Below are 22,080 nucleotides of genomic sequence, written 5' to 3'. Positions count from 1 at the left end.
AACGAGGATGACGCCAGTGACGGCGGCAGAGGCGATGGAGGTCGTCGTAGAGCCGAGGCGGCGTAGATCAAGCCGCCCAGGCAGGCGCCGGCGAAGTTGTGAATTACGCCGAAGCGCTGCGCGTCTCGGGCAGCCGCAGGAACACGAAGACTACGACGATTGCGGAGAAGATGGAGACTGAGACGCAGTTGGCAAAAAAGCCGAAGGAACCGTAGAGCAGGCCGGCCAGAGCGCTGCCCAGTCCGAAGCCGAGCTGCTCGAAGGCGTTGCCCAGGGAGAGGTACTGGCCGCGAAATGCGTCCGGCACGAGCTCGGTCTGCAGCGTGCGAAAGCCGGAGGCGCGGGACGAGCCAAAGCCCATCATCACGAAGTACAGAACGGTGATGCCGTAGGGGAACAGGCCGGCAAGGGGAGTGAGCAGCACGAGGACGCCCACGGCCGCAGTGCCGCCGGCAATGACCCAACGCCGGCCGATGCGGTCCGAGAGCCTGCCGGCGCGCGGCGCAGCCACCAGAATGGCCACGGCGGCGAAAGAGAAGGTCCAGGCCGTCTGCTGCGGCGTCATGTGCAGGACTTCGTTCATCCAGATGGGCAGGTAGGTGATGTACACGGACATGCCGGAGAGGATGAGGATGCCGACCACCATGGCCGTGCCCAGCTCGCGCGAGGCCAGGATATGGCGGTAGTCGGCCATGAGTTCGGACAGGGGCCGCCGCCTCGGGACCACATTCTCCGGCTGGGGGACGAAGAACCAGATGCCCACGGCGCACAGGACCATGAGCCCGCCAAAAGCCACGAACGGCGTGCGATAGCCGTGGATCCCCGCCATCCACGTGGCCAGCGGCAGTCCGGCCACCTGGCCGAAGGCAAAACCGCTGATGACCACGCCCATGGCCCAGCCGCGGCGGTTGGCGGGAAAGGCGTCGCCCATGTAGGCCAGAATGCCGGAGGTGCACATGCCGGCCACCATGCCGGTGACCACGCGGGCGATGAGAAAACCGGCGTAGCTGTGCATGAAGCCGTGCAGCACCAGGGCCACGGCCACGGACGCTGAGCCGATGATCAGGATCTTGCGGCGGCCGATGCGGTCGGAGACCGGTCCCCAGAACAGGGTGGTGACGCCGATGGCCAGGGCGTAGCCCGAGACGAGCCAGCCCAGCGACGCCGTGGAGGCGCCGGTCTCCTGGCCGATAGCCGGCAACAGGGGCAGGATGGCGATGAACTGGCTGCGTATGGTGAACATAAGCAGCCAGAGCACGCCCAAAGCGATGAGCAGATGGCGGGGGAGCTTTTCTGTCCCCGATCGGTCGGGCATATCGAGCTCGCTGTCGCGGCTAAACCTCGAAAAGCATTTCGAGATCGTTGCGCGTCAGGCTCTTCCAGGCGTCCTGGCCGGGGATGATGGCCTCGGCCACGTCGCGCTTCTGGTCCTGCAGCTTGAGTATCTTCTCCTCCACCGTATTCTGGCAGATCATCTTGTAGGAGAACACCTGCCGCGTCTGGCCGATGCGGTGGGTGCGGTCCGTGGCCTGGCTCTCCACGGCCGGGTTCCACCACGGATCGTAGTGGATGACATAGTCCGCGCTCGTGAGGTTCAGGCCGGTGCCGCCCGCCTTCAGGGAGATAAGGAAGATGGGAATCTCCGGCGTGTTGTTGAAGCGGTCCACCTGGTCGAAGCGGTCCTTGGAGGCGCCGTCCAGATAGGCGAAGGGCGTCTGGCTGATCTGCAGCCAGCTGCGGATGATATGCAGCATCTGCACGAACTGGGAGAAGACCAGCACCTTGTGGCCTTCCTCGATGATGTCCGTAACCATGTCCTTGAAGGCGTCGAACTTGCCAGAGGGCAGGTTGGTGGAGACGCCGGGCATGTCCAGCTTGAGCAGTCTGGGATGGCAGCAGATCTGGCGCAGCTTGAGCAGCGCATCGAGAATGGACATCTGGCTCTTGGCGATACCCTTCTCGTCCACGTCCTGCAGCACCTGCTCCTTGAGCTTTTTGGCCAGGGATGCGTAGAGCTCCAGCTGCTCGTCGGCCAGGGCGCAGTAGTAAACGTTCTCGATCTTGGGCGGCAGGTCCTTGGCCACCTCGCTCTTGGTGCGGCGCAGGATGAACGGCTTCACGCGCTGGCGCAGGTAGTCCAGAGTCTCGGCGTCGCCGTCCTTGATGGGCTTGACGATACCGCGCTGGAAGGAGTGCTGCGAGCCGAGGAAGCCCGGCATGAGGAACTCGAAGAGCGACCAGAGCTCGAAAAGGTTGTTCTCGATGGGCGTACCCGAAAGGCAGATGCGCTGCTTGGCCGAAAGCTTGCGCACGCTACGCGCCGTAATGGTGTTCGGGTTCTTGATGTTCTGCGCCTCGTCCAGGATGATCGTGGAGAACTCGTACTTCTGCAGCTCTTCCAGATCGCGCCGCAGCAGGGCGTAGGTGGTGATGACCACATTGGACTTCTTGATCTTCTTGAACAGGCTCTCGCGGCGGGTGCCGTAGATGATCAGCCGCGTGAGAAGCGGGGCGAACTTCTCGGCCTCGCGCTCCCAGTTGGGCAGAACCGAGGTGGGCACGACGATGAGGTTGGGGCCGGTGATGCCCTTGTTGTGCAGATAGAGCAGGAAGGCGAGTGTCTGCACGGTCTTGCCCAGGCCCATTTCGTCCGCCAGGATGCCGCCGAAGCCGTACTCCTTGAGGAAGTTGAGGAAGGAGAGGCCCTGCCCCTGGTAGGGACGCAGCTCGGCATTGAGGCCCTCCGGTGTGGCCAGCTGCCGGATCTCTCTGAAGGAGTGGATCTTGGTGCGCAGCTTTTCCCAGAACGAGTCGGTCACGGCGTGGGGCACGTCGTCCAGAATCTTATCCAGCACCGGCGCCTCGAACTGCTTGAACTTCTTCTGCGGCGGCTTGTCCGGATCCAGACCCAGGCTGCGCAGCTTGTGGCCCAGCTTCTCCAGCCAGCTTTCCGGCAGGGAGGTATAGGAGCCGTCCTTGAGCTGGACGTAGCGCTTGCCCTGGGTCCAGGCTTCCCAGATCTTGTCGATGGGCACGCGCTGGTCGTCGTACTCCACGGCCAGATCCAGCTCGAACCACTTCTCGTCCTCGTTGGACTCCACCTCGGCCGTGATGACAGGCTGCGAGAGACGGACCTTGTAGCGGGTCAGGTTCTTCTCGCCGTAGACGCGGTACTCCTGCACCAGGGCGGGGTAGGCGTCCAGCAGGAAGGCGATGGCCTCCTCCGGCTCCAGGAACCAGATGGAGTTGGAGCGCGGCTGGAAGTTCATGTCCTGCAGCTTCTGGGTCAGTGCGGCCTCGGCCTCCTGATTACGGCGGATGAGGTACGCCTTGGCCTCGCTCTGGTAGCTGCCGGTCTGCAGATCCGGATTTGGGCCGGGCAGGGACACCTCGCCGTGCTCGGTCTCGTACACATTTTCTATCTGCAGGGTGAGCAGGCTGCCTTCCTCGTCCAGGAAGAGCTTGGGATTGTACGTGGCCGGGACGAAGATGGGCTTCATCTGCTCCAGGAACTCTTCCTGTCCGTGCAGCTCGGAAGCAGGCAGGCGCGTCCAGACGCGGTCCAGGAACTCGGAGATGTCCGTGTGCGAAATGATGGGTTGCTCGGCCACGATCTCCTGGATGAGCTGGGGCTCCAGCCCGGTCTGCACCGGGTAGAACGCCTTGTTCCAGCAGACCCAGATGGGCATCTGGCCGTAGAAGTAGGCCTCCTGTCCCACGATGGGGAAGGGTGGCTTGCCTTCGCGGCCCAGCATGACTTCCAGGCGCAGGCCCTCGTCCTCCAGATGAGGCGTGAGCATGAGCCGCATGGTCTTGCGCTCCACACGGCAGGGCTGCTCCGTATCCCGCCAGAACAGATAGAACTCCCGGCGCAGGGCGCGGAAGAACCAAGCCAGCAGGCCGTCGGGAATATCCACTCGATGGCCGAAGTAGTCGATGTAGCCGCCGATCTGCTGGGCCACCTTGGGCAGCAGGGGAGCGTTCTCGCTCCAGTCCGGATTGTTGATGATCTGCTCCAGGGTGACCTCGTTCTGCACCGTGGAGAGGCCGGACTTGTTCTGCCGAGCCCGGAAGAAGGCCACCTGCAGGCGGCCGGGTTCCGGATAAAAACGGTATATGAGGTAGTGGCGTCCGGCTTCGGGCTCCGGCTCTGTGGAGAAGAAGGAGCGGAAGACCTGGCGCCATTCGGTACGTGGTTTGGCGGGCGCGGCGTCTTCGTCGCGCGACTCCATGGAGCTCAGAAACTTGAGGGCCGTGGCCCCAATGTGTCTGCAGACGCCGGAGAATGAGTCCGGGCAGTTGCAGTAGTAGCTGATGCGATTTTCTTTGAGATTGACAGAAAGCTCGGGAGAGTAGACCTGAAAGTCCTCGCCTTGGATGTTCCCGTTGATCTCCCAGAAGGTCTCGCCCTTTTTGAGCGAGAGCTTCTGTACACCGCCATTGGCGACAATCTGCTGGGATCCTTCGAGCAGGTATTCGGGTATAGAATCGGTGACGAATTCGTTGAGCAGGCCTTTGACCAGGCTCTCTTCGCCTTTATCCATGGACAATGTACAGCTCCTTCCTGACGTGCGCATCGTAACATACGGCGTGACCTTTCACGATACGCGAGCGCAATGCCAGGGTGCGTCTGGGGCCGGCGTTTCGATGGACTGCCTTCACGGGCATTGGGCAAACCGTTCGACCATAAATCTACGAATTGGATAGAAAAACATTTGGCACCGCGGGTGGGTGATTGTGCACGGTGTTTTACTTGGCAAAATACCCCAGGCGCGTTGCAGTCGCTCATTCTACCTTAATTTTGCAAATTGGCAACAATTCCGTATGGGGGGTCGCAAAAGGAGGGGAACTGTATGTAAACCCCCTTACATGACTTGAAGAAAGTAGGGCTTTGCGAGTATCAGGAAAGCATGGTTCACGATATTTCCACTCAGCAAAATCAAGCCAGCTGCGAGCCGACGGATGCGCCAAAGCCCGCAAGCAGGCCCATTGTACGCATCGGCGAAATACTCGAAAAGGTACGCGCCTACATGCCGGATTCCGGCGTGGACCTTATCCAAAAGGCATACGTCTTTTCCGCAGCCGCCCATGCCGGTCAGGTGCGCCGATCCGGCGAACCCTATCTTTCCCACCCCCTGGAAGTAGCCAACACCCTGGCCGACATGCGGCTGGACGAGGCCACCATCGCCTCCGGCCTGCTGCACGACACGGTGGAGGACACCAAGGTCTCCATCGAGGAGATCGACGAGGAGTTCGGCGAAGAGGTCGGCGACATCGTCGAGGGCGTCACCAAGATCAGCCAGATGCCCTTTGAGACCAAGGAGCAGGCCCAGGCCGAGAACATCCGCAAGATGATCCTCTCCATGGCCGAGAACATCCGCGTGCTCATAGTCAAGCTTGCGGACAGGCTGCACAACATGCGCACCCTGGAGTTCATGCCGGCTGAGAAGCAGAAGATCATCAGCCAGGAGACCATGGACATCTATGCGCCCCTGGCCAACCGCCTCGGTCTGCACAGGCTCAAGCTGGAGCTGGAAGACCTCTCCCTGCGCTACCTCAAGCCGGACATGTACAACCAGCTCTGCTCCGGCGTGGAGCGCTACCAGGTGCGCGGCAAGGAGTACATCGAGAAGGTCATCGTCCTGCTCGAAGAGATGCTCCAGGAGAACGACATCCCGGGCCGCGTCTCCGGTCGCACCAAGCATATCTACTCCATCTACCACAAGATGGTGCAGCAGAACCTCACGCTGGACCAGGTCTACGATATCATTGCCTTCCGCGTGATCCTCAAGTCCATCAAGGACTGCTACGCCACGCTCGGCCTGGTGCACGCCGCCTGGCGTCCCGTGCCCGGCAGGTTCAAGGACTACATCTCCATGCCCAAGGCGAACATGTATCAGAGCCTGCACACCACGGTCATCGGGCCGGACGGTGAGCGCATCGAGATACAGATCCGCACCGAGGAGATGAACCAGCTCGCCGAGTACGGCGTGGCCGCGCACTGGCGCTACAAGGACCACGGCAAGGTCCGCACCAAGGAGGCCGAGCAGTTCTCCTGGCTCCGGCAGATTCTGGACTGGCAGAAACAGGAGAGCGACTCGCGCGAGTTCATGCGCTCCCTGCGCTTCGACCTCTTCAAGGATGAGGTCTACGTCTTCACGCCCCAGGGCGACGTGAAGGAGCTGCCCGAAGGCGCCACTCCGGTGGACTTCGCCTACCTCATCCACACGGACATCGGCGACCACTGCGCCGGCGGAAAGGTCAACGGAAAGCTCGTGCCGCTTTCTACGCCGCTGAAGAACGGCGATACCGTGGAGATCATCACGGATAAGCAGCGCCACCCCAGCCGGGACTGGCTGAAGTTCGTGAACACGGCCAAGGCTCGCACGCGCATCCACCATTACCTGCGAACCGAGGAACGCGCCCGCGCCATAGCCCTTGCCAAGGAGCTGCTGGAGAAAGAAGGCCGCAAGATGGGCATCAACGTGGCCAAGGCGCTCAAGGACGGCGTGTTCGACGAGCTGGCCGGCGAGTTCTCCTTCAAGGAGCAGGACGATCTGCTCTCCGCCGTGGGCTACGCGCGCATCACGCCGCGCAAGGTGCTGAACAAGCTCCAGCCCACCAGGCCCAAGCCTGAGGAGAAGGAGCGGGACAAGGAGAAGGGCAGAGCCCCGGCAGAGACCTCCAAGGCCGACATGACGCCGGAGGAGACCAAGCGCGCCCAGTCCATGGACAGCGTTTCCATCAAGGGCGTGGACGACGTGCTCGTGCGCTTCGCCGGCTGCTGCAACCCGCTACCCGGCGACACCATCGTGGGCTACATCAGCCGCGGCCGCGGCGTCACCGTGCACACGGCCGACTGCCCCAACGTGCAGAACGTGGAGCCCGAACGCATCATCCCTGTTTCTTGGGGCGGGGACATGGAGACGCCGTACCCGGCCAAGATCCGTATCATCTCCCGCAACCGCAGCGGCGTGCTCAGCCGCGTCTCCACCCTGCTGGCGCAGGAGGGCGTGAATATCGATGCCGGCCACTTCCACTCCACGGTGGACGGCAACACCGAGATCGTCTTTACCGTGCAGGTGCGCGAAGCGGCCATGCTCTATGTGGTGTTGGACAAGCTCTCAGCCCTGGACGACGTGCTGGAGGCCATCCGCGTGACCGCGCCTGTGCGCGGCGAGGGCGGCCACCAGCATGGATGAGTATTTTGATCAATGCTCGTAAAACAAAGAAGGCCCCTTTCGGGGCCCTCTTTCTGGCGCGTCTGGCGAGTGGGAGATGTCGCGGATCGGGAGTGTGCAGGCGTCCCTCGTGTGCCGCGATTGGTTGATTTCGCGATGGTTGTGAGTCAGATTCCCTTGTGGGTTAGCCGCCCACGAGCGTGAGGGCCATCCGCGGCAGGGAGTTGGCCTGCGAGAGCATGGCCACCGCGGACTGGGTCAGGATCTGGTTGCGCACGAACGAGGTCATCTCCTGGGAGACGTCCACGTCGGAGATGCGGGACTCGGCAGCCTGCAGGTTCTCAGACTGGATTTCCAGGTTGGTGATGGTGTTCTGCAGACGGTTCTGCAGAGCGCCCAGGTTTGCGCGAATCTTGTCCTTGGAGACGATGGCGTCTTCCAATGCGGACAGGGCCTTCTGGGCGCCTTCCTGCGTGGAGATGGAGAAGCCGTCGCCGCTTGCGGATTGGTTGCCCACACCAAGGCTCGACGCAGTCGCGCTGTTGATCTTGATGTAGTAGTAGTCCTCGGACGAGTCGTTGGCCGTGCCGAAGTGGATCTTCATCTTGCCAGTGGCCTGCAGCCCGGAACCGCTGTGCGTGTCCGACGACAGGTTGCCGTTGAGCAGGTACACACCGTTGAAGTCCGTGGCGTTGGCAATACGGGTGATCTCCGAGGCCATGGCCTGGTACTCGGAGTCGATGATCAGACGCTGGTCCGAGCTGTAGGTGCCGGTGGCGGCCTGCTCGGCAAGCTCCTTCATCCGGATCAGCTTTTCGTCGATGACGCCCAGGGCGCCGTCCGCCGTCTGGATCATGGAGATCGCGTCGTTGGCGTTGCGCACACCCTGGTTCAGGGCGGCGATGTCCGAGCGCATGAGCTCGCGAATGGCGAGGCCGGCGGCGTCGTCAGCCGCAGTGCCCACCCGGAGGCCCGAGGAGAGTCGGCGGACAGAGGTGCCGAGATCGCTGTACGAGGTGCTCAGGTTGCGCGCTGCGTTGGCGGCCATCATGTTGTGATTGATAACCAGTGACATAGCTATTCCTCCGTGAATGTTTTTCTTGGCGTCCTTGCCAAAAATCGAGGGGCGTTGTTGCGCCGCCCGTCCTGCACCGGCATACGGCCGGAAGTACACCCCACCCGTCCAGGGTGGATGGGAGATAGACTTCTCCTCACTCGTCTGTCTTTTCGGACGCAGGGCATGCCCATCTTTAGGGGGCGCGATTATTTTTTGCATCAGGGGGCAGGAGGTGCTACCAGATGCATGCGCTTGGAGGCGTTAAGAGGAATCACCATATGAATACACGACATACGCAATTCAGAAAGATAGCGCTCGCAGCCGTGGCCGTAGGCACGCTGCTGACTGCGCATGGTTGCGCGCTCTTCAAGAGCCCGCCGCCGCAGGATCAGGAAACCATCGCCCAGCCGGCAACGAAGCAGACGCCGGAGCCCAAGAAAGAAACGAAACCCGTGGAAAAGAAGCAGACCACGAAAAAGACCAAGGCAGAGGACAAGCCCGCTGCCGACAGCACAAAAGAGATGGGCCCGGGCGAGACTGCCCAGGGATACGTCATCGGTGGCGAAAAGGGTGCCCTGGCGACGGACTCCGCGCAGAAGAACGGCTTTGGCGGCATTCGTTCGGTGGAGCCCGCCATCGTGCTGCAGGGCGAAGGCCCGTACCCCACGGTGGATGACCTGCTGCTTGCCTCGGACGAGGCGGCGGAAGACGGCCGCGTGCTCGGCGACATCTCGCCCTTCGACGCCTTTCCGGACATCCCCGGCGACGACACCGTGGGCCGGGTGTTCAAGGAAAAAGGCAAGTCGGGCGTGCGCATCAAGCTGTTCGCCTTCAATGCTCCCGGCCAGAAGCACCACCGCCGCGTCTACGGCTATGTGGTGGAGGATACGGTGAGCGGCGAGGTCCACGGCTTCTTTGACGGCGACGGCGACGGTGTGTTCGAGCAGGCCACGCTCAAGCCGGTCATCCAGCCCGCAGCGCTGACCCCCGGAAGCTGATTGCACTGTCGGCTTCTGGCGCCAATCCGGGCCGCGGAAATCATGGCGTGTCCAGGCGATGCTCTCGGACATCCGGCAGAAGAACAGGCGGACGAGCAGAGCGGGCGAGGGTGATGGACGCGTGGACCGGACTGTGACCTGCCTCGGTCACACGCACCGCCACCGTGCATCCTACTTAATACGACGAATTACGGGCCAGGACGGCCGCAACCTTATGCAACGGGTCGTACCAACGATGCATCACTCTGATTTGCTTGGAAAGAAGGCGCGCCGGGCCGTGTTTCTCGCCATCGCCGGCGTCCTGTTGTTTGCCGCTCCGGCCCTGGCCGGTCTGCTGCAGAACAAGGACTCTGTTCCCTACGACTACCAGGTGTTCTGGGACGACATGGAAGCCCCACTCAAGGGCATCATCGAACCGGGCCAGGAGGTGGAGCTGCGCGAGAGCCCCTGCACCATCGCCCTGCCCAAGCGGAACGACTCCATGTACATGCGCCCCGGCGAAACTGTTTTTATCCGCAAAGGCATCCTGCGCCGCCCCGAAGACAAGAAATAGAGTTGGCGGTCAGTGCGGGGGACGCCGTCCCCCACGCCCCCTGGACCCCAGATCTGGGTCCAGGGAGCAGTGCTCCCTGGTGGGAGCCCGAGGGCAACGCCCTCGGATCATCCAGATAGAATCATCTGCTATCCCTGTGCTGAGTCCCGTGCGCCCCAGGCCGCATCCACGGCCGGAGCATTCGCCAGCAGCACGTCTTCCACGCATTCGGGCATGAGGCCCAGGAGCGACCGGTCCGCGCGCCACAGGGTGCGGATCATGGAGCCGCTGACATCCTGCCGGGGCATGGTCATGAACGGAGCCCAGCCGCCGCGCCAGTGGATGTGTGCGTACTCCGGGCCGCTGTGGGGATACTCGCCGCCGAAGCCGGCGGAGAGGGCGCGTATTTCCGAAGAAGCGTCCGGGAAGAGGTCCGGGTAGCGGCCCATGAATTCGAGCACGTCCTGCACGTCATTCGCACCGCGGGTAACGACGACGAAAGTGGCGAGCTCGAACAGCTCCCGCCATGCGTGCCAGGTATCCAGGACGATCATGTCCGTGGCGCCGAGGCAGAAGAAGAGCCGCGCATCCGGCTCGGTGCGGCGGTACTCGCGTAGCGTATCCACGGTGTAGGACGGTCCCGTGCGGCGCGCCTCCAGGTCGGAGACGCGGTAGTGCGTGGGAGAGGCTGAGCCGCCGGTGTTGAGTCGCGCTTCCACGGCGCGGGCCATCGCCATGCGCAGGGACATGGGCAGCAGACGGCAGTTCGGCTTGTGCGGCGGCGTTGCTGCCGGCATGATGTCCACGCGCTCCATGCCGGCGGCTTCATGGAGCGCCACGGCGACGCGGATGTGCGCGGAGTGCATGGGGTTGAACGATCCCCCATAGATGCACACCGAACCCGGACCGCCGAGACGCTCTTCCGTAGAATTGCTCATGGGCCGGTGCGTCCTAGGCGCGGACCTGGCCATTGCCCAAAACGACGAACTTGGTGGTGGTCAGCTCCTTTACCCCCATGACGCCGTAGGAGTGGAGCTTGGAGGTGGAGATGCCGATCTCCGCGCCCAGGCCGAGTTGTCCGCCGTCGTTGAAGCGGGTGGAGGCGTTGACCCCGACCATGGAAGCATCCACCTCGCGCAGGAAGCGCAGGGCGCGCTCGTAGTTGCGGGTGCAGATGACCTCCGTGTGGTTGGAGCCGTGCTCGGCGATATGGTCCTGGGCCTCCTGCATGGAGGAGACGGTCTTCACGGCCAGGATCAGCTCGTGGAACTCCTTGCCCCAGTCGTCGTCCGTGGCGGGCACGGCCTTGTCGCCCATCAGGGGCAGAGAGCGGGGGCAGGCCCGCAGCTCCACGCCGGCGGCAGCGAGCTTGTCCGCCACCATGGGCAGGAACTGCTCGGCGACATCCTGGTGCACCAGCAGGGCCTCCAGGGCGTTGCACACGCCGGGCCGCTGGCACTTGCCGTTCTCTGCGATGGCCACGGCCTCCTCCAGATCCGCATCCGCATCCACGTACACGTGGCACACGCCCTTGTAGTGCTTGAGCACGGGCATGCGCGCGCCTTCCACAACGGCGCGGATAAGCGTCTCGCCGCCACGGGGAATGACCACGTCCACGTAGTCTTCCAGAGTCAGGAGCTCCTGGACGGCGGCGCGGTCCGTGATAGGCACCACCTGCACGGCGTTGGCCGGCAGACCGGCGCTCTCCAGGGCTTCGTGCACCAGGGAGGCAAGGTAGAGGTTGGAGTGGATGGCCTCGGAGCCGCCACGCAGGATGATGGCGTTGCCGGCCTTGAGACAGAGAATGCCGGAGTCCACGGTCACATTGGGGCGGGACTCGTAGATCATGGCGATGACGCCGAGGGGGATGCGCATCTTGCCCACCTGGAGGCCGTTGGGCCGCTGCCACATGGTCTCCATGGCGCCCACGGGATCGTCCTGGGCCGCAACGTCGCGACAGGCTTGGGCCATCTCCGCCTGCACGCGGGGCGTCAGGCCGAGGCGGTCCAGCCGGGCGGCGTCCATGCCGCGCTCTTTGGCGGCGGCAAGGTCCTTCTCGTTGGCTGCGGTAATCTCCGGGCCGCGCTGCTCGATGAGGGAGGCCAGCGCCTCCAGCGCCTGGTTCTTGGCGGCCGGGCTGGCCGCGGCCAGGATACGGGAAGCCGCCTTGGCGCGGCGGCCTATGGTCTGCATGAGCTCAGGAATGGACTGTTCAGACATGTGTTTTGCTCCTTCTCCATATGTACGGTATTGAAGCGAGTCGATTATCCATTTTGTCAAAATTGAAAATCAGTAATGATGTCGGCAGGTTTGTTTAAAAAACAGAAAAAAGTCGCGACAATCTTTTTGACAATCCTGTAAGAGAAGACTTACAAGCCTTCTCGCCGGGAGGGGTTCCCGGCAACGGCTTCGACTGTTACTAGCACAGTCCGTCCGCAAAACCAAAGCGATCGCAGGTTGGCGGGCTGGCGGTTTTTTCGCCAGTCCGGTTCCGTGATTGCATCGTGGTGAACACGTCGTTTTGAATGCGTAGAGAGGAGGAATCTCTTCCATGGCCGCACGCAACAATACCAAGTCTTCGAAGGGCGAACCGAACGGCGCTCCGGCGCAGCATCACTCCGGCATCGCAGGGGCTCTTGAGGACCTCGAAGTATCTGACGATCTGCACCCGCTGCTGCAGTTCATCGTCGACCACATCAAGCCGCTGGCCGCAGGGCTGGTGGTCTTCCTGCTCGTTATCGCCGGCTACGGCATCTGGGAGTACACCCAGGGGCAGGCCATGACCAAGGCCAGCAACGAGCTGGGCACCATCCTTGCCCAACCTGCTGGCGAGGAACGCATCGCCGCGCTGGAGCAGTTTCTCAAAAGCGCGCCTGGCGAGCTGAAGGAAGGCGTGCGTCTGGAGCTTGCTTCCGAGCTGGCCGACGCCGGCCAGTACGAACGCGCCGCCGAGGCTTGGCAGACCGTGGGCAAGGATCAGGGGCAGACCTTCCAGGTCATCAGCTCCATCGGCCGCGCCCAGTCGCTCATGCAGGACGACAAGAGCAAGGAAGCGCTGCAGGTGCTGGAAGACGCGCTGGCCATGGCCGGCGAGAGCTTCTATGTGCCGCTCAATCGCATGATCGCCAACGCTGCCGAGGAGTCGGGCAACTACGCCCGCGCCGTTGACGCGCTGAAGAAGATCGCGGCGAGCGACGAGTCCCGGCCACAGATGTATCTGAAGGACAAGATTGCGCGACTGGAAGCGCAAATGAACAAAGAAAGCTAGGAGCTTTTTGGATGCCCCATCCTCTGATGGATACCAAGCCGGGAGAAACGCGGCTCCTTCTTGGCAACGAAGCCATTGTGCGCGGCGCCATAGAAGCCGGCATTGACTGCGTTACCTGCTACCCGGGTACGCCGTCCTCCGAAGTCCCGGATACGTTTTACCGCGTGAAGCACGCCGCGGCGGAAAACGCGGATTATCATTTCGAGTACTCGCCCAACGAGAAGGTCGCCCTGGAAGTGGGCGGCGGCGCTTCGCTTGCCGGCGCCATGACCCTGGTGACCATGAAGCATGTGGGCGTGAACGTGGCGGCCGATCCGCTGTGCACCATCGCCTATGTGGGCTCGCCCGGCGGCCTGGTGCTGCTGTCCGCGGATGACCCGGGCTGCCACTCCAGCCAGAACGAGCAGGACAACCGTATTTATGGTCGCCTTGCCGGTCTGCCGGTGTTCGAGCCGGCCACGGCCCAGGAGTGCAAGGACATGGCCAAGGAGGCGCTGCTCTTCTCGCGCCGCACCGGCCGTCCCGTGCTGCTGCGCACCACCACGCGCGTCAACCACATCCGCGGACCGGTCGTGTTCGGCGATGTGTCGGAGCCCGCCCGCAAGGCCGACCCCAAGCCGTTCGTCAAGAATCCTTCCAAGTACGTGCCCATCCCGGCGTTCGCCCGCTCCATGCGCCTGGCCCTGCTGGACCACCTCGCCGCGGTTTCCGCCGAGGCGGAGCAGAGCCCCTGGATGACTGAGCGCGGCAAAGGCGACGTGGCTGTGGTCGCCACCGGCATCAGCCGCGCCTATATGAATGACGCGCTGGAGATGACCGGTCTGGGCGACACAATCCGCGTGCTGGAGCTGGGACTCACCTACCCGCTGCCGGAGAAGCGCCTTGCCTCGCTGCTGGGCGAGGTGAAGAAGCTGCTCGTGCTCGAAGAGGGTGAGCCTGTGCTGGAGCGCGAGATTCGCGAGCTGGCCAAGCGCGCCGGCCTGGACACCGAGGTGCTGGGCAAGATGAGCGGCGTGGGCCACGACTTCGAGCATGAAGGCGGCATCGGTCTGCCGCGCTATGGCGAGTACGAGACCCGCGTGGCGGCCAACGCCCTGCAAAAGCTCGTGGACCCGTCCTTTACGCCGGAAGCGCCGGCCACGGCCGCCGAGCCGGTGGAAGGGCTGCCCACGCGTCCCCCGAACCTCTGCGCCGGCTGCTCGCACCGTGCGCTGTACTATGCCGTGCGCCAGCAGTTCGGCGACAACGCCGTCTACTCCTCGGACATCGGCTGTTACACCCTGGGCATCCTGCCGCCGCTCTCCTGTGCGGACTTCCTGTTCTGCATGGGCTCGTCCATCTCCGGCGGCTCCGGCATGGCCCGGTTCGACAAGCGCCCCGTGCTCGCCTTCATCGGCGACTCCACCTTCTTCCACTCCGGCATTACCGGTCTGGTCAACGCCGTGTTCAACAAGCACAATGTGCTGTTGGTGGTGCTGGACAACCGCACCACGGCCATGACCGGCCACCAGCCGAACCCCGGCGTGGACGCCACGCTGGCCGGCGAGAACGAGGTGAAGGTGGATATCGAGGCCGTGTGCCGCGCTGTTGGCGTGGAGCACGTGCGCAAGGTGAACCCGAACAAACTCAATGCGTCACTGGCTGCGCTGAGCGAGCTGGCCGAGCTGCCCGGCGTCAAGGTGCTTATTGCCGAAGAGCCCTGCGTGCTGTTCGCGCGCCGCTCCATGGGCCGCAAGCCCACCGTGATCGCGGACGTTGCCGAGCAGGGCCCGGCCGTGGACGCCTGCCTGGAGTCTCTGGCCTGCCCGGCGTTCTACCGCGAGGACTCGGAAGTGGCCGTGGATCCGGTCCAGTGCTCCGGTTGCATGGTTTGCGCGCAAGTCACCAAAGAAAGCGAAGAGAGCGGCGCCATCAAGGCGCGCAAGAGAGGATAGCCTCATGGAAAAAGCGCGCATCTTTTTGACGGGCGTTGGCGGCCAGGGAACTTTGACGGCAACGAACCTGCTGGCGCAGACCGCGCTGGAGCAGGGCATCTATGTAACCTCGGGCGAGATTCACGGCATGGCCCAGCGCGGCGGCGTGGTGGTTTCCACCATTCTGCTGGGCGGGCTGAAAAGCCCCAAGATCGGCCCGGGCGAAGCGGATATCCTCATCGGCTTCGAGCCGCTGGAGACGTATCGCGGCCTGCCGTATCTCGTGCCCAACGGCGTGGTGGTCTCCTCCACGGAGTCCGTAGCGCCGGTGGCCGTATCCCTGGGAAAGGCGGAGTACCCGGACATCACCATCATTGAGCATGCGGTGCGTAAGGTGGCCTCCAGGGCCATCCTGATGCCGGCGCGCAGCCTAGGCAAAAAGGCCGGCGCGATACAGAGCGGCAACATTGCGCTTCTGGCCGCCATGCTGGCGACCGATGTCCTGCCGTTCGGCGTGGACGCATTGAAGGCGACCATCGAACGCAACCTGAACCCGAAAATCGTGGGAGTAAACCTCGAGGCAGCCAACCTGGGCGCGGAAGCAGCCCTTGCCTCGAACGCGTAACCTCCTGCCAGGAAAGATAGTATGGATGATGTCGCGACCTGCGCCCAGGAGATCGGACCGTATCTGCACACCTTGCGCAAGATACTCTCGGTCATGGGCCCGCAAAGCTCGTTTCAGTCGAGCCTGAAGACCTTGCTCAAGACTCTTGCGGAAGATCACGGCATGCTTCGTCCGCACATCTCGATCTTTGATCCAGAGACGAAGCACCTCAAGGTATCGCTCACGCATGCGCAGATGAAGAATGCCCAGGCCACGTACGAACCCGGGCAGGGCATCACCGGTCAGGTGTTCACCACCGGGCAGCCTGTGGTGGTGCCTGTGATGAAAGAGCATCCTGCGTTTCTGAACAAGGCCTTCGGTCGGACGGAAGAGGAGCTGGGAAAGCTCGCCTTTGTCTGCGTGCCGGTGCTCAGCCCGAACAAGGACTCCGAAGGCGCCCAGGAAGTCATCGGCACCATGTCGGTGGATATCCCGCGCGAGCCCGTAGACATGCTTGAAGCGCATTGCCGCTTCCTCGAAGTGGTGGCCGGCATGATTGCCAACCAGGCGGCGTATCTGCAGGAAGAGATCGCCCGGCAGAAGCACCTCATCGCGCAGGGGCTCATGGCCGGCAGCTCGGACATGGACTCCGAGGCGCCCAACATCGTGGCCTCCTCCAAGCCCATGCGCCTGGTGCTCAACCAGGTCCGGCAGGTGGGGCCGTCCCGCGCCACGGTGCTGCTGCGCGGCGAGTCCGGCACGGGCAAGGAGCTCTTTGCAGAGGCCATCCACCAGGCCAGCCCGCGAGCCGAGATGCCCCTGGTCAAACTGAACTGCGCAGCCCTGCCGTCCGAGCTGGTGGAGAGCGAGCTCTTCGGCCACCAGAAAGGCGCTTTCACCGGCGCGGTGCAGAACAAGAAGGGCCTGTTCGAGCTGGCGCACCAGGGCACGCTGTTCCTGGACGAGATCGGCGAGCTGTCTCTTTCGGCCCAGGCCAAGGTGCTGCGCGCCATCCAGGAGCAGGAGATCCAGCGCCTGGGCAGTGAGCAGACCATCAACGTGGACGTCCGCGTAATCTGCGCAACGCACCAGAACCTCGAAGAACAGGTGGAGAACGGCCAGTTCCGCGAGGATCTCTACTACCGCATCAACGTCTTCCCGATCTTCATTCCGCCGTTGCGTGAACGCCGCGAGGATATCCTGCCCATGGCCGAGCACTTCCTGAAGGTGTACGCCAAGGAGTACAGCAAGGACATCAAGCGCGTCTCCACACCCGCCATCGAGCTGCTCAACCAGTACGACTGGCCGGGTAACGTGCGCGAGCTGAAGAACTGTCTGGAGCGCGCCGTGCTGCTCTGTGACGAGTCCGTGATCCGCACCTACCACCTGCCGCCTACGCTGCAGACGGCGGAGAGCTCGGCAACCGACACGAACCTCTCATTTTGTGATGCCGTGGCCAAGTTCGAGCAGGAGCTGCTCGTCGACGCGCTGAAAAAGGCCAAGGGCAACATGCTCCAGGCAGCGCGCGATCTGCGGGTGAGCTACCGCATCGTGAACTACAAAGTGAAGAAGTACGGGCTGGACGCGAAGAAGTTCTCATCGAGCGGACGCTCCAAAAAATAGAGCAGGACCTCCATACAATGTCAGATTCCTGTGTGACGCTCGCCGCCGTGCAGATGGCGATGAGCGCGAACACCGAGGACAACGTGGCCCGGGCGTGCGACTTCGTGCGCCTGGCGGCCATGGCCGGGGGGCAGGTCGTACTGCTCCCCGAGCTTTTTGCGAGCGAGTATTTCTGCAAGGACATGCTGGACGAGCACTTTGCGCTGGCCCAGCCTGCGGAAGGCCACCCCATGCTCTCGCGGATGTCCGCCCTGGCCCGGGAGTACGAGGTCGTGCTGCCTGTAAGCTTCTTCGAACGCGATGGGGACGCCTTTTACAACAGCTGTATGGTCTACGATGCGGACGGCTCCTGCCTGGGGCTGTACCGCAAGTCGCACATTCCCCATGGTCCGGGCTACGAGGAGAAGTACTACTTCCGTCCCGGCGACACCGGCTTCAAGGTCTTCGAGAGCCGCTACGGCCGTGTGGGCGTAGGCATCTGCTGGGACCAGTGGTTTCCGGAGTGCGCGCGCAGCATGGCCCTGATGGGCGCGGACATGCTGCTCTACCCCACGGCAATCGGCTCCGAGCCGGAGCTGCCCGGCTACTCCACGCGCAACCATTGGCGCGCCGTCATGGTGGGCCATGCCGGCGCGAACCTGCTGCCTGTCATGGCCGCCAACAGGGTGGGCAGGGAGCAGGGCGTATGCTGTGAAATCACCTTCTACGGCTCTTCATTCATCGCCAGCCCCCTTGCCGAAATCGTGGCAGAGGCGGACGAAGAAGAAGAAACGATTTTAACCGCCGCAATCGACCTCAATGCGGTTCGTAAGCTCCGCAATGAGTGGAGTTTGTTCGGAGATCGCCGCCCTGATCTGTACGGGGCGCTGTGTAAGCCTTCCTCCTAAGTGTGCGTCTGCGCACGGTCTGTGTATTCCTCATAGTATTGTCGTGAAAACGTGACTGGAATGGCACGTTTTTCCATCATTGACACGCGGTTGCTCGTGCTACCGTGCGTCACGAAGTGCCCTCGGAATGCGGTTGCGGATGGTTGCGGGTAGAATTTACCCGAAAACTACCAAGCATCGTCCCTTGCTATTCGTAATTCCAATTTATTCCATTCTTGATATTTATATTCGCAGTGAGGCATGTTGCCGAATTTGGTCGGTGCGTCATATTGGTGGCGTTTCTGTTGCGATAGGACTGCGTTTTCGTACTGCAGTAGTCGTTTTGCAATTGCAGATGGGGGTTGATGCGTCACTGGGAAGGGGTTAGTGCCTGTTTGTGGGCGCGAGAAAGAATAGGTGCACGAAGCGTGTTGGTTGTATTCGGTGGGGCTTTCCTCCGAACATCAGGCAAGAAGGCCAACGGTTCTGTTAGCCATTGTGCAGTGCGCGTACGAAAGGTGTGGCTGCACACCAAAAATTGCGTCACGAATGAAGGTGGAATACGCAATTTTGGGCAAGGCACATGGCGATGTCCGCTGTTACTTTTGACGTCACCTGGGTGTGCTGAATCGCACAGGCAATGATGTCGGTGGGTTGCCCTGATCGGGTCCCAGCGGTGGAAACACCGCGAATGTATATTGCACTGACTAAAAAGTTATTGACTTTGATTGCGGTTACAATTAAAGAGCAATAACAGGAGAAGTCTGCGAACCAGCAGACTTTGTTGCGGAGTGAATTGCATAGCCCTCTTGGAGGCATGTGTAGATCAACCGGCTCAGCAGTAGTTCGAGTCGAGAGGGCAGTTGTTCCTGTGAGCAACTGCATAGACGGCCGACAGGGATGGTGCGAGGAGATACGGCATGGCCAAAGGTGGAAAGGATACGTCCACTGACAAGCTTCTCAACGTGATCCGTGGTAAGGGCGACGCCTCCGCTGGGTCGTCTGCCGGAGGCGGTGCGGGGCAGGGTAAAGGTAAGAAGGGCCGGGGCAAGGGCGCTGGGTCGGCTCGCGCGCCGCGCGGGGCCAAGGTGGCCCGCAAGAGCAGCAGCAAGGTTGTCGTTGGCGTCGATATCGGCCCGGACAGCCTGCGTGTCGCTCGCGTCAGCCATTCCGGCGGAAGGCCGAAGCTTCTCGGTTTTCATCGTATTCCCTACGAAACGCCGGATGCACCAGACCGGCCGGATTTCCCCCAATTTCTCAAAGCCAAGCTCTCCGAGACGTGCGGTTCGCCCAAGGGGTACGAAGCGTGGTCTCTGGTCTCCTCGGCCAAGTCCGAGCTCTGGCACATTCAGATCCCCAAGGTTCCCCGTCGTCAGATTCCCGATGCCGTCTACTGGACGGTAAAGAAGGAAAAGCAGTTTGACGACCGCGAGTTCATCCTGGACTTCGAGGTGCAGGAAGAGGTGGTGGAGAAAGGGCAGCCCAAGCTCTCCATCATGGTCTACCTGACGCCGCGCAAGCAGGTAGAGAGCCTCAAAAACCTGTTCCACAAGGCCGGGGTCAAGCTCGCGGGCGCGACTATCTCGCCCATCGCAATCCAGACGCTGTACCGCTCCCGCTGGGTGGGAAGCGACGCGCGCACGTATGCGCATCTTTATGTCGGCCGCAACTGGTCGCGCATCGACATCTTCACAAACAACAACATCGTTCTCAGCCGCGGCATCAAGGCCGGCACCAACAGCATGGTCGAGGCGCTGGTGGAGAACTACAGCTCCCTGGGCGGCACCGGCGAGGCTACCATCTCCCTGAGTATGGAAGACGAGATGCCGCAGCTGTCCAGTACGCAGGCCCTGACGCAGGACCAAGCCAAGCACGTGCTGCGCAGCAAGCTGCTGGGCTATGACATGTCCAATGCGCAGCCAGGCGCCGAGCTCGGCCAGGAAGACGTGCTGCGCATGATCCGCCCTGCCGTGGAACGGCTGGTCCGTCAGGTGGAGCGCACATTCGAGTACTACACCACCACCATGGGCAAGGATCGTGTGGAAAAGATCTTCTTCTCCGGAGAGATCACCACGAACCGCATGCTCATGGAGTTCATCCACACGCAGCTCGGCATCAACTCCCAGCTTTTGGACCCACTGTCTCCGGAGTACGTCGGCCCCGGCGCCGTCGGGCCGGTCACGGAGTCCGAGCGGTTGGAGTACAACCTGGTGCTTGCGCTTGCGCTTTCGGACAACACCATTACGCCGAACCTGCTCTTTACCTACAGGGCCAAGGAGCGCGAACGGCAGGTCCGAAGGATGGACAACGCCATCATGGCCATGGCCGGCCTGATCGTCGTCATACTCTTCGGCATCTATTTATGGCAGCAGACCGTCATAGGCGCAAAGCAGACCGAGATAGCCACGTTGCAGGCGCAGCTCAATCAGTATCAGCCGCAGGTCAACCGCAACCTGTTGATCCAGTGGGCCAGAAAGCTCAACCAGAAGAATATCGATCTCAAGCGGGCGAGCCAGATGTACGAAGGCATGTCCGTGGTCAGTGAGCTGTCGCGGCTCACGCCGCCGTCCATCAAGGTCACGGATATGCAGCTGAACCTGGGACCCGGAGAGCAGCCGGAACAGCAGGAGCAGAAGCAGGGCCGCCGCCGTGGCCGCAGTGCCAGGCAGGACGATAGCGAACAGCTTCTTATTCTGGACGCCGTGGTCCTTGGGGATCCGGAACAGTTCGATACGACGCTCACCAGCTACCTGATCAAGCTTGAAAACTCCCGATTGTTCGATGCCCCGGTCATCCACAAGCGGGTGGTCGAAGATTTCTCCACCTCCGGCGAAGTGCTGCACTTCGTAATCCACATCAATCTGATGTGAGGACCGAACCATGGCCAACGCAATTCCACTTCCGAAGCAAAGCCTGATCAAGATACTGGTGTGCCTCGCGATCATCATTCTCTTTGCTTTCTTCTTCAATATTCAGAGCAAGAACAAAGTCTCCCGGCTCAACGGCGACATCGTGGCACTGAAGTCCGAGATCAAGCGGCAGGAGATCCTGTACCCCGTGTACCTCGACCTGAAGCGACAGTATGAGGCCGAGGTGCTCAAGGAGCTCGCCCTGGTCACCAACAAGGCCATGACCCAGGAAGAGGTCGACGCGGTGACGAGGCAGATCGAGGAGGCCGCCGTGGCCTCGAAGATGGAGCCGCAGGAAGTCATTCCTGACCCTGCGACCCTTTCCGAGAACAGCGGCCAGGTCATCGTGAACTGCGAGTTCTTCGGTCCGTTCTTTAATGTCCGTGATTTGCTGAAGAACCTTGGCGGTATTCCATATGTGCGCCACATCGAGACTCTGGAGATGCAGGAAGCACTCAATGGTCTTGTAGTCAAGATGAAGGTGAGATTGTCCGTCGTGACGGAAGAGGCGTAGCGGGCCGTCCGATGCCGCATGGCAGCCGTACGGCTGAAACGCAAAGCCCTGTACAGGGTCGAGGTTGATGCAAGATGTCCAAGCGAGAATCGATTCTCCTGATTGTTATGGGTGTGGGCCTCTTGATCGGGGCATACTATTACTTGTTCGCGAATCAGCAGGACATCGGGACCGACGCCAAGGTGAACTACCAAGAGCTCAACAGCACGGTAGATATGGTCAAGGGCTTGGCGAACAAGGATGAGTTCACGGAAGTGGAGCGGTACAAGCTGGAGCTGGCCGAGACCAAGTGGCCCAGCAACCCCTTCTACGATCGTGAAAAGTTCGCCCGTCAAGACCAGCGCCAGGAAAAGGCCGAGCTCCAGTCTGCCGAGGGGCTCAACCTGGCCTACACCGGATACGTGGTCATGGGCGATCGCGAGCTCGCGATCATCAATGGCTTCGAATATGAACGGGGCGAAGAAATCGTCACGGCCGAGGGGTACTTTGTGTCCACCATCACGAAGGAAAACGTGATCATCGGACAAAAGAACGCCACCGAAGAGATAGTTGAAGAACGTGTGATCCCGATTACCGAGGATCCACTGAACCTTTATAATTAGCGACGGTGCCGCC

Annotated in this window: 16 protein-coding genes; 11 read left to right on the top strand and 5 right to left on the bottom strand. The window is 62.0% G+C overall.

Features of this window, described 5'->3' with window-relative positions; all coding sequences use genetic code 11:
- Positions 1–103: 103 nt before the first annotated feature.
- Together E8L03_RS05435 and E8L03_RS05430 are read right to left on the bottom strand one after the other, a co-directional pair.
- The gene (locus E8L03_RS05435) at positions 104–1,315 is read right to left on the bottom strand and encodes an MFS transporter (RefSeq protein WP_171266778.1); all 1,212 of its coding nucleotides are present in this window, start codon (positions 1,313–1,315) and stop codon (positions 104–106) included.
- A gap of 19 nt (positions 1,316–1,334) precedes the next feature.
- Positions 1,335–4,544, bottom strand: a complete 3,210-nt coding sequence (locus tag E8L03_RS05430; RefSeq protein ID WP_144305865.1) for a DEAD/DEAH box helicase — start codon at positions 4,542–4,544, stop codon at positions 1,335–1,337.
- Between the two features lie 444 nt (positions 4,545–4,988).
- Here E8L03_RS05430 and E8L03_RS05425 point away from each other — a divergent pair, with 444 nt between their 5' ends.
- The gene (locus E8L03_RS05425; RefSeq protein WP_144305901.1) at positions 4,989–7,202 is read left to right on the top strand and encodes a RelA/SpoT family protein; all 2,214 of its coding nucleotides are present in this window, start codon (positions 4,989–4,991) and stop codon (positions 7,200–7,202) included.
- A gap of 163 nt (positions 7,203–7,365) precedes the next feature.
- Here E8L03_RS05425 and E8L03_RS05420 read toward each other — a convergent pair whose 3' ends face one another.
- On the bottom strand, positions 7,366–8,256 hold the full coding sequence (locus tag E8L03_RS05420; RefSeq protein WP_144305866.1) for a flagellin N-terminal helical domain-containing protein: 891 nt from the start codon (positions 8,254–8,256) through the stop codon (positions 7,366–7,368).
- Positions 8,257–8,516: 260 nt separating this feature from the next.
- On the opposite strand from E8L03_RS05420, the gene E8L03_RS05415 reads away from it, so the two are divergent.
- Together E8L03_RS05415 and E8L03_RS05410 are read left to right on the top strand one after the other, a co-directional pair.
- Positions 8,517–9,236 (top strand): hypothetical protein, encoded by a 720-nt coding sequence (locus E8L03_RS05415; protein ID WP_171266777.1) that lies wholly within the window; start codon positions 8,517–8,519, stop codon positions 9,234–9,236.
- Positions 9,237–9,513: 277 nt separating this feature from the next.
- A complete protein-coding gene (locus E8L03_RS05410; RefSeq protein WP_144305868.1) occupies positions 9,514–9,789 on the top strand; it encodes a hypothetical protein in 276 nt (91 codons plus the stop codon).
- A 128-nt stretch (positions 9,790–9,917) separates the two neighbouring features.
- Here E8L03_RS05410 and E8L03_RS05405 read toward each other — a convergent pair whose 3' ends face one another.
- Together E8L03_RS05405 and E8L03_RS05400 are read right to left on the bottom strand one after the other, a co-directional pair.
- Positions 9,918–10,706 (bottom strand): nicotinate-nicotinamide nucleotide adenylyltransferase, encoded by a 789-nt coding sequence (locus E8L03_RS05405; protein ID WP_167512506.1) that lies wholly within the window; start codon positions 10,704–10,706, stop codon positions 9,918–9,920.
- Positions 10,707–10,719: 13 nt separating this feature from the next.
- Complete coding sequence (locus E8L03_RS05400; RefSeq protein ID WP_244963671.1) at positions 10,720–11,988, bottom strand: glutamate-5-semialdehyde dehydrogenase; 1,269 nt, start codon at positions 11,986–11,988, stop codon at positions 10,720–10,722.
- A 331-nt stretch (positions 11,989–12,319) separates the two neighbouring features.
- Here E8L03_RS05400 and E8L03_RS05395 point away from each other — a divergent pair, with 331 nt between their 5' ends.
- The 8 genes from E8L03_RS05395 (at position 12,320) to E8L03_RS05360 (ending at position 22,067) form a co-directional block, all read left to right on the top strand.
- The gene (locus tag E8L03_RS05395; protein WP_144305871.1) at positions 12,320–13,036 is read left to right on the top strand and encodes a tetratricopeptide repeat protein; all 717 of its coding nucleotides are present in this window, start codon (positions 12,320–12,322) and stop codon (positions 13,034–13,036) included.
- Between the two features lie 11 nt (positions 13,037–13,047).
- A complete protein-coding gene (iorA, locus tag E8L03_RS05390) occupies positions 13,048–14,970 on the top strand; it encodes an indolepyruvate ferredoxin oxidoreductase subunit alpha (RefSeq protein ID WP_171266776.1) in 1,923 nt (640 codons plus the stop codon).
- A 4-nt stretch (positions 14,971–14,974) separates the two neighbouring features.
- Positions 14,975–15,574: an indolepyruvate oxidoreductase subunit beta gene (locus tag E8L03_RS05385; RefSeq protein WP_144305873.1), complete on the top strand. Its 600-nt coding sequence runs from the start codon at positions 14,975–14,977 to the stop codon at positions 15,572–15,574.
- A gap of 21 nt (positions 15,575–15,595) precedes the next feature.
- On the top strand, positions 15,596–17,176 hold the full coding sequence (locus tag E8L03_RS05380) for a sigma-54-dependent Fis family transcriptional regulator (RefSeq protein WP_144305874.1): 1,581 nt from the start codon (positions 15,596–15,598) through the stop codon (positions 17,174–17,176).
- A gap of 17 nt (positions 17,177–17,193) precedes the next feature.
- Positions 17,194–18,063: an N-carbamoylputrescine amidase gene (gene aguB, locus E8L03_RS05375; RefSeq protein WP_171266775.1), complete on the top strand. Its 870-nt coding sequence runs from the start codon at positions 17,194–17,196 to the stop codon at positions 18,061–18,063.
- A gap of 899 nt (positions 18,064–18,962) precedes the next feature.
- A complete protein-coding gene (pilM, locus tag E8L03_RS05370; protein ID WP_144305876.1) occupies positions 18,963–20,912 on the top strand; it encodes a pilus assembly protein PilM in 1,950 nt (649 codons plus the stop codon).
- Positions 20,913–20,922: 10 nt separating this feature from the next.
- Complete coding sequence (locus E8L03_RS05365; RefSeq protein WP_171266774.1) at positions 20,923–21,465, top strand: hypothetical protein; 543 nt, start codon at positions 20,923–20,925, stop codon at positions 21,463–21,465.
- Positions 21,466–21,539: 74 nt separating this feature from the next.
- Positions 21,540–22,067 (top strand): hypothetical protein, encoded by a 528-nt coding sequence (locus E8L03_RS05360; RefSeq protein ID WP_171266773.1) that lies wholly within the window; start codon positions 21,540–21,542, stop codon positions 22,065–22,067.
- Positions 22,068–22,080: the final 13 nt, after the last annotated feature.

The sequence above is a fragment of the Oceanidesulfovibrio marinus genome (assembly GCF_013085545.1).
Lineage (GTDB): Bacteria > Desulfobacterota > Desulfovibrionia > Desulfovibrionales > Desulfovibrionaceae > Oceanidesulfovibrio > Oceanidesulfovibrio marinus.
The sequence above is the reverse complement of the archived record's forward strand: the minus strand, read 5'-3'. Positions and strand labels throughout refer to the sequence as shown.